General features: G+C 53.3%; 13 protein-coding genes. 12 read left to right on the top strand and 1 reads right to left on the bottom strand.

Annotated elements, in window-relative coordinates; all coding sequences use genetic code 11:
- From flgG to OHL19_RS19745, 11 genes are all read left to right on the top strand, one after another.
- Entirely contained in the window at positions 1 to 789 is a 789-nt protein-coding gene (gene flgG / locus OHL19_RS19795; protein ID WP_263359564.1) for a flagellar basal-body rod protein FlgG, read from the top strand.
- A gap of 65 nt (positions 790 to 854) precedes the next feature.
- Positions 855 to 1,409 carry a hypothetical protein gene (locus tag OHL19_RS19790; protein WP_263359563.1) on the top strand — a complete coding sequence of 185 codons (555 nt, stop codon included), beginning with the start codon at positions 855 to 857 and terminating at the stop codon, positions 1,407 to 1,409.
- A complete protein-coding gene (locus OHL19_RS19785; RefSeq protein ID WP_263359562.1) occupies positions 1,406 to 2,176 on the top strand; it encodes a flagellar basal body L-ring protein FlgH in 771 nt (256 codons plus the stop codon). Before OHL19_RS19790 ends, OHL19_RS19785 begins: the two co-directional genes overlap by 4 nt.
- 305 nt (positions 2,177 to 2,481) lie before the next feature.
- Positions 2,482 to 3,540: a flagellar basal body P-ring protein FlgI gene (locus OHL19_RS19780; RefSeq protein ID WP_317890599.1), complete on the top strand. Its 1,059-nt coding sequence runs from the start codon at positions 2,482 to 2,484 to the stop codon at positions 3,538 to 3,540.
- On the top strand, positions 3,537 to 3,917 hold the full coding sequence (locus OHL19_RS19775; protein ID WP_263359561.1) for a hypothetical protein: 381 nt from the start codon (positions 3,537 to 3,539) through the stop codon (positions 3,915 to 3,917). Before OHL19_RS19780 ends, OHL19_RS19775 begins: the two co-directional genes overlap by 4 nt.
- 82 nt (positions 3,918 to 3,999) lie before the next feature.
- Positions 4,000 to 4,329, top strand: a complete 330-nt coding sequence (flgM, locus tag OHL19_RS19770; RefSeq protein ID WP_263359560.1) for a flagellar biosynthesis anti-sigma factor FlgM — start codon at positions 4,000 to 4,002, stop codon at positions 4,327 to 4,329.
- A 51-nt stretch (positions 4,330 to 4,380) separates the two neighbouring features.
- A complete protein-coding gene (locus OHL19_RS19765; RefSeq protein WP_263359559.1) occupies positions 4,381 to 4,797 on the top strand; it encodes a hypothetical protein in 417 nt (138 codons plus the stop codon).
- Positions 4,784 to 6,190, top strand: a complete 1,407-nt coding sequence (gene flgK / locus OHL19_RS19760) for a flagellar hook-associated protein FlgK (protein WP_263359558.1) — start codon at positions 4,784 to 4,786, stop codon at positions 6,188 to 6,190. Before OHL19_RS19765 ends, flgK begins: the two co-directional genes overlap by 14 nt.
- 67 nt (positions 6,191 to 6,257) lie before the next feature.
- Positions 6,258 to 7,151: a flagellar hook-associated protein FlgL gene (gene flgL, locus OHL19_RS19755; RefSeq protein ID WP_263359557.1), complete on the top strand. Its 894-nt coding sequence runs from the start codon at positions 6,258 to 6,260 to the stop codon at positions 7,149 to 7,151.
- A 105-nt stretch (positions 7,152 to 7,256) separates the two neighbouring features.
- Entirely contained in the window at positions 7,257 to 7,493 is a 237-nt protein-coding gene (locus OHL19_RS19750; protein WP_263359556.1) for a hypothetical protein, read from the top strand.
- Between the two features lie 18 nt (positions 7,494 to 7,511).
- Complete coding sequence (locus tag OHL19_RS19745) at positions 7,512 to 8,825, top strand: endo-1,4-beta-xylanase (RefSeq protein ID WP_263359555.1); 1,314 nt, start codon at positions 7,512 to 7,514, stop codon at positions 8,823 to 8,825.
- Positions 8,826 to 8,834: 9 nt separating this feature from the next.
- On the opposite strand, the gene OHL19_RS19740 is transcribed toward OHL19_RS19745, so the two are convergent.
- Positions 8,835 to 11,258, bottom strand: coding sequence for an ABC transporter permease (locus tag OHL19_RS19740; protein WP_263359554.1), 2,424 nt, complete (start codon positions 11,256 to 11,258; stop codon positions 8,835 to 8,837).
- Between the two features lie 277 nt (positions 11,259 to 11,535).
- Between OHL19_RS19740 and OHL19_RS19735 the strand changes: the two genes are divergently transcribed.
- Complete coding sequence (locus tag OHL19_RS19735) at positions 11,536 to 12,597, top strand: VWA domain-containing protein (protein ID WP_263359553.1); 1,062 nt, start codon at positions 11,536 to 11,538, stop codon at positions 12,595 to 12,597.
- Positions 12,598 to 12,607: the final 10 nt, after the last annotated feature.

Raw genomic sequence — 12,607 nt, 5'->3', positions numbered from 1 at the left:
GTGATACGAGCACTGTATACGGCAGCCAGCGGCATGAGCGCACAGCAATTAAATCTGGATACAATTGCCAATAACCTCGCTAACTCTTCGACGACCGGTTTCCGTCAACTACGCCTTCAGTTTCAAGATATGCTGTATCAAAATCTGGTGACGCCAGGCGCAGCTCAGTCTCAATCGACTGTATCTGCTGGACTGCAGATCGGCCTAGGTACTAAGTCCGCGGCTACGGAAGTAATCATGACGCAGGGCGAACTTAACCAGACGAGCAATCCGTATGATGTGGCGATTGAGGGCTCTGGATTCTTTGAGGTGCAGAGGCCGGATGGCACAACGGCGTATACGCGCGCGGGACAGTTTCACTTGAATAACCAGGGCTCGATCGTCACCACTGACGGCGACCCCTTGCTGCCCACTATAACAATTCCAGCCAATGCCACTGCGGTCACAATTACGCAGTATGGCGTGGTAAACGCGACGCTGCCGGGGCAGACGAATCCGGCACAGTTGGGACAGATACAGTTGGCGACCTTTGCCAATCCTGGCGGTCTCGAGAGCATGGGTGGCAATCTGCTTCAGCAGACACTCAGCTCGGGCGATCCTGTACTTGGAAACCCAGGCGGAACTGAAGGTCTGGGCACGTTGCAGCAGGGATATCTGGAGAATTCTAACGTGGATGTCGTAACTGAATTTGTCCAGATGGTGCTTGCCCAACGAGCATACGAATCAAACTCCAAAGTTATCAAGGCCGCGGATGACATGTACTCCCAGGTAAATAACATGACGCGATAGTTATTCGCAAAATGGATTGGGTACCGATGTCTATTGGAAAGCTTCATAAGCAAAGGAAAGAGCCAATGAACTTGCACCGGTTGAGCCTTAAATCCAAGCTGTCGGCCAGATGTTACTCCATCGCGAGTGGACTTCTGGCTATATTTTTAGTGATAGCTTTGGCGATTTTCTGCGCAATCGCCAAGGGTCAACCGCTTAAAGAACCAAACGATACGAGCATGGATCGAATCGATCCATGCCTGGGGCTGCATTGGCATGTTGTAGTCAATCAGGAAAATCATTCCGGTCCAGATCGGATAATTCTGACGGATACAGCAGATGCGCAAGAGAAGAAGATTGCAAGACATGCTGCCGCAAAAAACATTTTGAAGGCAGTAGCTATTTCGCCGCAGATCATCATTCATGTGGGCGATCAGATTATTGTCGATCAGGAGTCCGAGTTGCTCCATGCGCGATTGCCGGCCATGGCGCTTGAGTCTGGACCACTTGGCGCCCGGCTACGTGCTCGTTTGAGTGCTGGAAAAAACTCCCAGATGAGTGTCAATGGACCGGTCATCAGTGTTCTGGCTACAGGGTTGAAGCAAGCGAAGTGGTTGCCCATGGAATGGAGTTCACGATGACCAATCACAGGCTGCGTGATAGATGCCGATGTCTCCAGATAGCTTTAGCGACTGCGTTGGGTTTCGTGTTTATTATCTCCGGGTTTACGAGTCAAGCCGCAACTCTGCTTACGAAAAAATCAACAGACAAAACTGAAAGCGCCAAACTGACTCCACCAGAAGCAGCGTTGAAGGCCTATATCTCCAGGGTGCGGGCTTCGCAGGAAGCGGAGGTGCGTACGCCCGGATCGATCTGGATTGATCAAGGGCGGTTGGTGCGGTTATCTACCGATGCCAAGGCTGTGCGGCTGCATGATGTGGTGTCCATTGTCGTTTCGGAGAGCCTGGCGGCTTCAACGGACGGACAGGTAAAAAATTCAAGGGCATCAAGCGCTACCTCAGGACTCTCAGGTTTATTTGGCGCGTTAGGTACGAATAACAGACTGCAAAATCTGTTGGGACAAAATGCTACTTCTGGTCTGACGGCACAGGGACAAAGTGTGACCAACTCCAGTCTTGCAACGACCTTTGGAGGAGAAGTGGTAGACGTATTGCCTAACGGAATGCTTGTGGTGCAGGCTACTCGACAATTGACATTTTCACAGCAGACACAGTTGATCAAGCTGAGAGGACTCGTGCGTCCGGAGGATGTGAGTGCGCAGAATCAGGTGCAGTCAGCGGCAATGACCGATCTGGAACTAGAGGTAACTGGCAAGGGAATCGTGAACGACTCAACCTATCGGCAGAATCCCATTTGGAGATTTTTGCAGAAAATGTTGGTGTTTTAGTGGCGCGTTCTGTTGCAGGGCCTCATACGAAGAGAAAATGGTTGCTAGCGGGATGTAGGTGGATGTTCCTGCTACTTGTTCTCGTTGTTGGGAACAGAGAGAGCATGGGGCAATCTGGTTCAACGCCAGTGAGGTCGGAGTCTCGTGGACAAAAAGGGGCGGCTGGGCGTTCTGCGGTGAGGGCTACGTCATCTGAGCGGACTGGTATCGCGCGGCCTGAGTTAGCTCAGCAACAGGCAAGAACTGCATATGCCGATGCTGGACATCAGAGCGTTATCCCAGGAACTGCACAATCAAGCGAGCAATTGGCTTCTCAGCGAACGCGTATCAAAGATGTCGCGTCGATCGAAGGCATTCGCGATAACCAATTGATTGGCTACGGTATTGTTGTGGGTCTGAAGGGTACTGGCGACACGCAACAGACAGTCTTTCCAATCCAGACATTGCTCTCAACTTTGGAGCGGATGGGGATTACGGTTCCGCAGACGGGCAACAACAGCGCCAGTAATATGCAGGTGAAGAATATGGCGGCAGTCTTCGTGGTTTCGACACTGCCGCCGTTCAGCAGACCGGGAGAAAAACTGGATATCACTGTTTCTTCTGCCGGAGATGCCCGGTCACTTGAAGGCGGGCTGTTGTTGATGACTCCACTGTACGGACCGGATGGGCAGATCTACGCGCAGGGGCAGGGACCTTTGGTACTGGGTGGGTATCAGGTGACAGCAAATGGAAACTCCAGACAGGTGAATCATCCCACGACCGCGCGTATTCCCGGAGGAGCATTGGTGGAGCGCTCAGTGCCGTTTGATCTGAAGCAGATGAAGACGGTGAGCGTGATTCTGACCGATGCGGATTTTCATACCGCGGAACGTATGGCGGGGGCCATCAATGCCGAGTTAAAGACGGAACGCGCCCACGTAGTCGATAGTCGAAGAGTTGAAATTGCAGCGAAGCCAGAGGAAGATCTACCAGCGTTACTGGATCAGATTGAAGCAGTTCAGATTGATGTTTATCCGCGCGCGCGTGTAGTGGTTAATGAACGAACGGGAACGGTTGTAATTGGAGGTAAAGTGCGATTGCAGCCGGTCTCAATTCTGCATGGAGGTCTATCTGTGAATGTGGTGACGGAGACCAAGGTTTCGCAGCCGAATGCGTTTGCTCAGGGAACGACGCAGGTGGTGCAACAGACGACAGTTCAGGCGCAGGACAAACCGGTGAATCGGATCGAGCTGAAGGAAGGCGCGACTGTCGAGGATCTGGTTCAGGAGTTACAGCAGATCGGAGCAACGGCGCGAGATGTGATTTCGATCCTGCAGGGAATGAAAGAGGCAGGGGCGCTCGAAGCGGACCTGGAGGTTTTGTGATGATTAATCCAGTGCTGCCTGGAGCGGCTGCGGCGTCTTCTGGCTCAATGTCTGCTGAATCGGTTCCTCAGCCGCGATTGGTAAAAGCCGCACACGAATTCGAAGCGCAAATGATGAAGGAGTTGATGGCTCCACTCGAGTCGGGGAAGGGTCTCCTGGGCGGTAGCGAAGACGAGGAGAGTTCATCTTCAGCATTGAACTCCTTTGCCGGAGAGGCGATGGCTAAGGCTATTTCAGAGCATGGGGGATTCGGTATTGCGAAGAGTATTTTGCATCAGTTGAGTCATGTGTCCGACGCGAAGAAAGGACAGGCTCCAAATGCAGTTACGGCTCACATCGGTAACCATTTTGGGAGAACGAATGGTGAGTCAAATTAAAACGGGAATGGCTCAAATGTGCTATTCAAATGACTATCGTTATTAGCGTCCAGGACGATAAATAGGGTAGGAGAGAAACAGGATGAATGTACGGAATGATATTCGAAATGATGGAGAGAGCTTGCAGCACATTGCTCCTTCTCAGACTTCGAGCACTCAGGTTTCGAGTAATGCGATTGCTGCGACCGCACAGGTCGCTAGTACGGGTAAAGCGCAGATGGATAATCTGGCGCAAGATTCGACGCAGTTTAGTGCTGCAGCCAACGAGGCCGCACAAGCAGCAAGTGAATCTGATGTGCGCATGGATAAGGTTGCCAGCATCCAGAATGCACTGCAAGCCGGCACCTACAACATACCGGCCACGGATGTGGCACAAAAAGTAATCGACTCTCTGCTTGTGCCGGAGAAGTAGCCCTCGGGTTAAATAAGAGTTCATCAATTCAAAGATTGGATTGGTAGAGAAATGGCGATCGAGTGGCAGGAACAGTTGAGGCCGGGAATAGCACTGCGAGCGATTGTGCGGCAAGCTACGGCTGCACTGGCTAGTATGGACGCGGATCGATTGGAAGAGTTGGCACGTTGTTGTGTGGACCTGAACCGTGAGTTGCAGCAGTCCGGTCTGGTTAGCCCTGTGGATTTGGTTGCGGAGACTTCGAATCTGCACCACGATTTCAAAAACGATCTAGACGAAGCGTCGGGAGACTTGCGTGTGTTGGAGCGTGTATTACATGCGACTAGATCCAATCTAACGGTCTTTTCTCGATTGCATGTTCTTCGAATTCAGCAGGCGCAACAAAAGATCGAGGACGGGGCAGGCCTGTTAATGGAAACAGGCGGTCGTAACAGACAGGGAATCGAGGCAGAGTATGGGGACAATTAATGCGGCTTTTAATCTGATAACGGGGGCTCTGGATGCGGATCAGGCAGCCCTCAATGTCGTGTCGAACAACGTCGCCAACGCATCCAACGCGAGCTACACGCGTGAGGTATCGAACTGGGAAGAGAACCAGCCGATATATATCAATGGGATTGAAAATGGCACAGGAGTGACTGTTACCGGTGGCATCTCGCAACGGGACAGGGTACTTGAGCAACGCTTGCAGCAACAGACTCAGGCTAGTTCTTCTTCTACCGCGCTGCTGAATGCGCTGACCACATTGCAGGCAAATTTCACACCTGCCTCCAGTACAAATTCCTCCGGCAATATTGGTTCCGACATCACGAATTTCTTTGATGCTTATACGCAATTGGAATCGAGTCCGACGAACAGTGCCGATCGGCAACAGGTTTTGGAATCAGCCAATACTTTGGCCGGAGATATTTCCAGCACCGCGGCCAATCTCAATGCCCAGAAATCTTCGTTAGATCAGTCAGCGGCAACGGTAGCCTCTCAGGTCAATGCAATTACAACTTCTTTGGCGCAGGTGAATCAGCAGATTCAGTCGCTTTCTCCAAACCAGGATGCAGGGACGCTGGAAGATGAGAGGCAGGCGGATCTAGGTCAGCTTTCGCAGTTGATCGGTGTGAACCAGATTACGACCGAGAACAATGGCATGAGTATTGCCACTGCCAGTGGGCAGTTGCTTGTTTCTGAAGGAAGTTCATTTCAAATTACGACGGGAAATGTAGATGGAGTAACACATTTCTTTGTTGGCAGTACGGACGTAACGAGCGATTTGACTTCAGGTGGAGGGGAGATCGGTGGACTGCTCACGGCGCGTGATCAGAGTATTCCCACTACGATGGCGTCGCTTGATCAACTGGCCTATGGAATTGCGAGTCAGGTGAACACGGTGAACAACGCGGGCACGGATATGGATGGAGACAACGGAAACGCGGGGAATATTTTTAATGCGCCAAGCCAGGTAGCGGGGAGTGCCGCGTCGATGGCGGTCGTAATGACTGACCCGAACAAAATTGCCGCGGCCGGTTTAGGCAATGGTACTGGAGACGGTTCAAATGCGGTTGCGGCTGCAAATCTCTCTACGCAGTCGATCATCAACGGTCAGACGCCGTTAAACTTTTACTCAAATTTTGTAGGTACGCTGGGAGCGACTGTATCTGAAACGACGACGCAGAATACCGCGCTCACTGCCTCTGTGAGTCAATTGCAGAGTCAGCGAGACTCTCTTTCGGCGGTAAATCTGAACGACGAAGCAAGTTCTCTTGAGAACTTTCAACGTTCGTATCAAGCAGCATCGCAAGTGTTCACGATTCTGAATTCGGTGATGTCTTCTGCGCTGAACCTGGGCGTGGAAACTGCGGTGGCCTGATCGTCACGGCGAGCCAAAACCCAAGCACGTACGGTACGAAATACGGTGCGAAAGACGAGGATCAACGATGCGGGTAGACCCTTTTTATACGACGAATCTGGCCTCTGCTCTGGATCAGACATCGACAATGCAACAGCAGTTGACCCAGGAGATATCGAGTGGTGTGCGGGTGACGTCGATCGGTGATGATCCTTTCGCGGCTGCTGAGAATGTGCAACTGCTTGGCCAGATCCAGGGAGATGATTCCTTCACGCAGACATCGAGCATGACGCAGGGCATGTTGCAGGTGGCTGACTCTGCGCTGGGTAGCGTGGTGACTCAGTTGAACCAGGCCATTTCGCTGGCAACGCAGGCCAATAATGGCACTTTGAGCACGAGTGATCTGAAGTCAGCGTCCAACGAGATTGCCGGCATACGTGACGAGGTGCTTTCGCTGGCGAATACCAGTTATCAGGGGCAGTACGTCTTTGGCGGTAGTCAGACTGAAACAGCTCCTTTTACTCTTGATAGCTCGACAACGCCAGCCACAGTCACCTATAACGGCGATGAGAATGTGAACACACTCACCGCTCCCAATGGGCAGTCTATTCCAATCAATGTTCCAGGCGACCAGATATTTACTTCTTCGACAGCAAGTGTGCTTGGAGCGCTGAATAACCTGGTGGCCGATTACGCCAACGGAAGTTCGGGTAGCGGCGTCACCGACCTGGCATCTCTCAATTCAGCGCTGAACTATGTAAGTCAGCAGCGAGTAACTGTAGATAACTCTATAACCCGATTATCTGCAGCCTCAGGAGCAGCCTCTTCGGAGGCCACGCAATTGACGGCGGTGCAAACCAACCTGATGCAGGCAGACATTCCGGCGATTGCGACGCAGCTTGCTCTTGTGGCATCTCAGCAGACGGCGTTGATCAGTGTGATCTCAGGGTTAGGGCAAGGAAGCCTCTTCGACAAGCTATAGCAGACATTATCGTCATGCCGCATATGGGGATCCTACAGCCTTTTGGATGCTGTTTCTCAGTGTTTCGAGCTCCTCGCTCTATACTCAAAGGTGAGGAGCTTTTGCATGTTTGCGTCCCTGCGCTTTATTTGGAATGCCACCCGCGGCCACCGGCTTGCTCCCTGGAAGAGCGAGTACCTGAAATGGCGGATCGAGACATACTCCGGTAAGAAGGCGGAGACGATTCGGGCACGGGATGTCTTCCACTTTGTGTGGGAATCGAAGTGGGAGTTGCTGGGTTTTCTCGCGTGGACGGGACAGCTAGAGCGTGAAGTGCAACGAAAGCCTGTTCGTAATAACTAGCGTGAATAGTGAGGGTGAGTGCGAAACTCCGATTGGCTGACAAGACGAGAGTTTGCACGCTCGGTTGCTGCTTTCGGTTTGAGTGCCGCGCTTCCATTGAGCCTTCCCGGCAAGGATCGCAAAAAGAAGTTGCACCCGGATAGCCTGCCTGTGCCACAAAGGGAAACGCGTTCCTATACGGGGTCAGACTCTTTGCGTGTCCATGCCGCTGCTGTGGGGTTACTGGCGGGATGCGCGGTCGTTCCTGAACTACTGAATCTCACTGCGGATGGCGACGGGATTCATGATGTTTATACGCAGACCGTGGCGGAGCAAGCGGGCATTCTAGTTGCAGAAAATGCGATGAAGTGGTCGTCTCTACGGCCATCGCCATCGAGTTATAACTTTGCTCCCGTTGACAAAATATTTGCCTTTGCTGCCCAGTATCAACAATTTGTGCGTGGGCACAATCTCTGCTGGCATGAGCAGTTGCCGTTGTGGTTTGCGCAGGTCGCGACGAAAGACAATGCACGTTCGCTCCTGGAGCAGCATATTCAGACTGTGGCGGGTCGTTATGCGGGGAGAGTGCATAGCTGGGATGTAGTTAATGAAGCGGTGCATATTCCAGGTGGGCGCGCGGACGGGCTGCGTAAATCTCCCTGGCTGGAATTGCTGGGACCAGGGTACATCGAGATGGCCTTTCAGTACGCATCGCAGGCCGATCCGCAGGCAAAGCTGACTTATAACGATTTCGATATTGAGTTGGATACGCCGGAGCAATCGGCAAAGCGCGGGCAGGTGCTGATGCTTGTACGCCGGCTGCATGCTCGTGGCGTACCAATTCATGCCGTGGGTATTCAGAGTCATTTGCAAGCCAATGGACCGCCGCCGGGAGCAGGCGTGAAGCAGTTCATCCGCGACCTGGCTGCTATAGGCCTCGATGTCTATCTCACGGAGCTTGATGTGAACAGCCATGCGTTGCCGGGCGGCCCTGAGTTGCAGGATGTAGCTGTGTCTGAGATTTATAAAAATTACTTAGGACTTGTACTGCCGGAGCCGAACGTGAAGGCGGTACTGACCTGGGGAATTACGGACGCGCATACCTGGCTGAACCAGAGCAGGCAACCATGGGCTATGCGCCCCGACGGAGCGCGGCAGAGGCCGCTACCGTTCGACGATAATTACACGCCGATGCCTGCATTCTTTGCGATGCGGGATGCGATGGATTTCTCTCGAATGCCGATTACGCCGGCAGATATTACTGCGCCACTGCAACAACCCGCCGCCGATCCGTATGCGCCATTTGCGGTGCCTGGAAGCCCAGAGACACCGCAAACTCAACCCAAACCATAAGCTGTAACGCTATTCGTTTCTGAGCACCTGCATCGGTTCGACAGATGCTGCGCGGCGAGCGGGGAAGTAGCAGGCTATCAGGGATGCAGCTAGCAAAATGGCCCCGACTACGCTGAAGGCGGAGTAGTCGAGAGACCCCACTCCGTAAAGCATAGTCTGCATGGCGCGCCCGATAAAGTAGGCGCCAATGAGTCCGATGCCGAGGCCGATTCCTGCGAGGAGCAATCCTTCTTTCACTACTTGAACGACGACGCGGTTTCTGCCGGCTCCGAGCGCCATACGCAGGGCTATTTCGTGTGATCGCTGAGCAACAGAGAACGACATTACCCCATAGATCCCAAGTCCAGCTAGTAAAAGCGCAACGGCTGCAAAACAACTGAACAGGAGAAGCGTGAAGCGGTCGTTGGAGAGAACGCTGTCCCGAACTTCATCCATGGTGCGTGGCGTGGCCAAAGAGATTTGTGGATCAACAGCATGCACGGCGGCTTCGATGCTTTTGGTCATGGATGTTGGATCGTTCGCGGTGCGCACGGCGATGCCTGCCGTGGTCCAGGGAATCTGCCAGAAGGAGATCAGCACTTCGGGATTGTCTTCACGAAAGCCCCGGCTGCGTACGTTGTGATAAACCCCAACGATTTGCCATTCGACCGCAGGGCCCAGCTTGGTGACACCGGGGATCAGTTCTTCAACGGAGATGCGCTGTTGCAGCGGGTCAACGTCTTTGAAGTACTTCCTGGCAAACTCCTCGTTAACCATGGCTACTTTTACGCTGGTGGTTGTGTCCTGATCGCCGAGAGTACGCCCGCGGATGGTTTGGATGCCGAAGGTCTGGAAGTAGTCCGTCGTAACCATGCCAAATCCGGTAAGTGGCCGCTGCGAAGGGTCGTTGTAGGCAGGCTTGCCAACGATGGTGAAGGGCATGCCAAAGCCCGCTCCGAAAAGCGGCATACCTGTCATCGCCGAGGTATGTTGGACACCGGGAACCGAGTTGATACTACCGAGGATTCGTTTGTAGTAAGAGACGATCTGTTCCGGATCATTGGGGCGAGATTCGGGTACGGGCAGAAAGAAGGTGAGGACATGGTCTGTCTTTACCCCAAGATCGACGCGCTGCAAATTGAGGAAGCTGTGAATGGCCAATCCCGCTCCTGCAAGAAGCGCAAGCGCGAGGGCAAATTCACCGATGACAAGAGTTCGACGAAGCCAATGACGAGCCTTGCCTGACCCGGAACGGCCGCCTTCTTTGAGTGTTTCGCTGGGGTCGATGCGCGAAGCGAACCAGGCAGGCGCGCAGCCGAAGAGCAGCCCCGCGAGCGTGGTTGCACCGAGTGTAAACAACAGAATCGGAAAGTTGAGGGTGAGATCGGCCTCTGTTGGCAGCGTCCCATCCGGCATGGCGGCGATAAGTCCGCGCAACATGCCGTAGCCTACGCCGATGCCTAGTAATCCTCCTGCAAGCGCCAGCAGGAGGCTTTCCGTGATGAGTTGGGCAAAGATGGCTTTCGGAGACGCACCGAGGGCGCTGCGCACGGCCATTTCCTTTTGACGCGACAGGCTTTTTGCGAGTAAAAGATTAGCTACATTGACACAGGCGATGAGCAGAATGAAGGCTACAGCGCCAAGCAGCAGCCAGAGCGTGAGCTTGCGATCGCTGGGAAGAAAATCGTTCTTGAGGGGTTCGACGATTGCGCCCCAGCCTTTGTTGCTTTTGGGGTAAGCCTGCGCTATATGTGCTGTTACGGCGTCCATATCGGACTGGCCCTGTTTGATGGTGATACCGGGCTTAAGGCGTCCCATGGCGAGTAGCCAATGGAAGTCGTGGTTAATCTGTTCCGGTTTGAAGACCAGCGGAACGGTTAATTGGTCGGTGCCGCGATCGGTTAGCCCTTCGGCTAGAACCCCAACGACCGTATAAGGCTGGCCGTCGAGGCGAATCTGGGTGCCAAGGATGTTCTTATTTTCGCCGAGATGCGCCCATAGCTTATGGGTGAGGATGACTACATGGTCCTTGCCTGCAACGCCTTCCTCTGGCAGAAAGTCGCGTCCCATGGCGAATTTGCTGCCCATCATCTTGTAAAAGCCGGCAGTATTGCGGCGACCTTCGATGTATTCAGGCTGATCGTGTGTAGCTATGTTGAAGGAGCCACCGGTCCAGGCGTTGATGTCCTGGAAGGCGCTGTTTCGATGCTTCCAATCGAGGAAATCCCCAGCCGAGATACCGTTGCGGAAGCCCTGGATCTTGGACCAGACCATGACCAGCTGATCTGGTTGTGGATAAGGCAATGGTGCCAGTAATGTTGCGTAATCAACAGTAAAGATGGCGGTGTTGGCTCCTATCCCGAGTGCCAGAGTGAGCAAAACGGTGATGGTCAGACCCGGGCTCTTGGCCAACATGCGTATGCTGAAGTGCAGGTTCTGAAGGAGTTTCTGCATAGTGCTCCCTTGGTTCTGCCAGATTAGCTCACACGGGACTACTCAAAAGGGACTAGCGACACTCTGTATTCCGTACACAGCACCTACTTGTGGATGCCGCTGAAGGGGATATTTCTTCTGACGCACTGAAGCATATCCGAGTAAGCCAGCAGTGTTACAAAAAAGGACGAATATTTTTGCCTGAGCGTTCAAGGCAAGTTTTCTCAGGCATGCGACGTCTAAGCTAGAAGGCTGTAATACCGTGCTGGTCAGAACCCTTTTGGAGGATGGATTGCGAATGGGATTGTTTTTAAGAATGGCACGGCCCAGGGAACTGGCTTTGATGGCTGCGGTGATATTAGGTTTTGGTCCGTTGGCGTTGGCTCAGCAGCCCGCTACTATCTCATTGCCGCCACCTGAGCCAGCTCTGCCATTGCCCTCATCCACACAGGGTGACGAGGTTACGCTGCGTACCACGACCAATGTGGTGTTGGTGCCGACGCTGGTCGAAAAAGGTCACGGCGAGGTGATCTACGGGTTAAAGAGCAAAGATTTTGAACTGGAAGACAACGGCGTTCCGCAAAAGCTACGAGTTGAAGAAGAGCTGGATACTGCTCCTGTGGCGCTGGTGGTTGCTGTAGAGCAGGGGCGCGACGGTGGGCTGGAGTTCGACAAGATAGCAAAATTAGGCCCATTGCTTGATCTTTTTCTAGGGGACGGCAAAGGCGAGGCTGCCCTGGTGAGCTTTGATAGCGCTCCGTTGCTGGTGCGTGATTTTACACATTCAGAGGACGATCTGAGCCGCGATTTGAGGGATCTGCAGCCCGGCGATGGTGGCGGCGCGATTCTGGATACGATAGGGTACGCGGTGGATCTGCTGCAGTCTCAACCGAAGGAGTATCGACGAGTGCTGCTTTTGATCAGCGAAGAGCGCGATCACGGAAGCAAGCATTTGAATCCGCAAAAGCTGGTTGAGAGAATTGGGCTTACAGATGTGCTCGTGCTGAGCCTGACCTATTCGCCCTCACGAGCGGAGTTGCTGCATGACTTGAAAGACAACGGCGACAACCGGGTGATGAATCCAATTGGATCGTTGCTGATGGCGGTTCAGGCTATGAAGAAGAATGTTGCCAAGCAGATAGCGGTAATGAGTGGCGGTGAATACGCGCCATTCACACGGGATAAGGGATTTCAGGATGAAGTTGCGGAAGTGGCCCAACACTCTCGGAACCGGTATTTGCTAAGCTTTCATCCGACAGACAATACCCCGGGATTGCATACGCTGCGAGTGCGTCTGACGCAGGATTATGAGGCTCATGTTGTGGCACGGGCAAATTACTGGGCCGTGGATGAGCGCTAGGCTGTTGGAA

This window comes from Acidicapsa ligni (genome assembly GCF_025685655.1).
Classification (GTDB): Bacteria; Acidobacteriota; Terriglobia; order Terriglobales; family Acidobacteriaceae; genus Acidicapsa; species Acidicapsa ligni.
This window is presented reverse-complemented; position numbering and strand designations above follow the sequence as displayed.

What these genes read in the sequence shown, in the direction of transcription:
- OHL19_RS19735 (WP_263359553.1), top strand. Translation starts at nt 11,536, where the DNA reads ATGGGATTGTTTTTAAGAATGGCACGGCCCAGGGAACTGGCTTTGATG.
- flgM (WP_263359560.1), top strand. Translation starts at nt 4,000, where the DNA reads ATGAATGTACGGAATGATATTCGAAATGATGGAGAGAGCTTGCAGCAC.
- OHL19_RS19765 (WP_263359559.1), top strand. Translation starts at nt 4,381, where the DNA reads ATGGCGATCGAGTGGCAGGAACAGTTGAGGCCGGGAATAGCACTGCGA.
- flgL (WP_263359557.1), top strand. Translation starts at nt 6,258, where the DNA reads ATGCGGGTAGACCCTTTTTATACGACGAATCTGGCCTCTGCTCTGGAT.
- OHL19_RS19785 (WP_263359562.1), top strand. Translation starts at nt 1,406, where the DNA reads ATGACCAATCACAGGCTGCGTGATAGATGCCGATGTCTCCAGATAGCT.
- OHL19_RS19750 (WP_263359556.1), top strand. Translation starts at nt 7,257, where the DNA reads ATGTTTGCGTCCCTGCGCTTTATTTGGAATGCCACCCGCGGCCACCGG.
- OHL19_RS19790 (WP_263359563.1), top strand. Translation starts at nt 855, where the DNA reads ATGAACTTGCACCGGTTGAGCCTTAAATCCAAGCTGTCGGCCAGATGT.
- OHL19_RS19740 (WP_263359554.1), bottom strand. Translation starts at nt 11,258, where the DNA reads ATGCAGAAACTCCTTCAGAACCTGCACTTCAGCATACGCATGTTGGCC.
- flgK (WP_263359558.1), top strand. Translation starts at nt 4,784, where the DNA reads ATGGGGACAATTAATGCGGCTTTTAATCTGATAACGGGGGCTCTGGAT.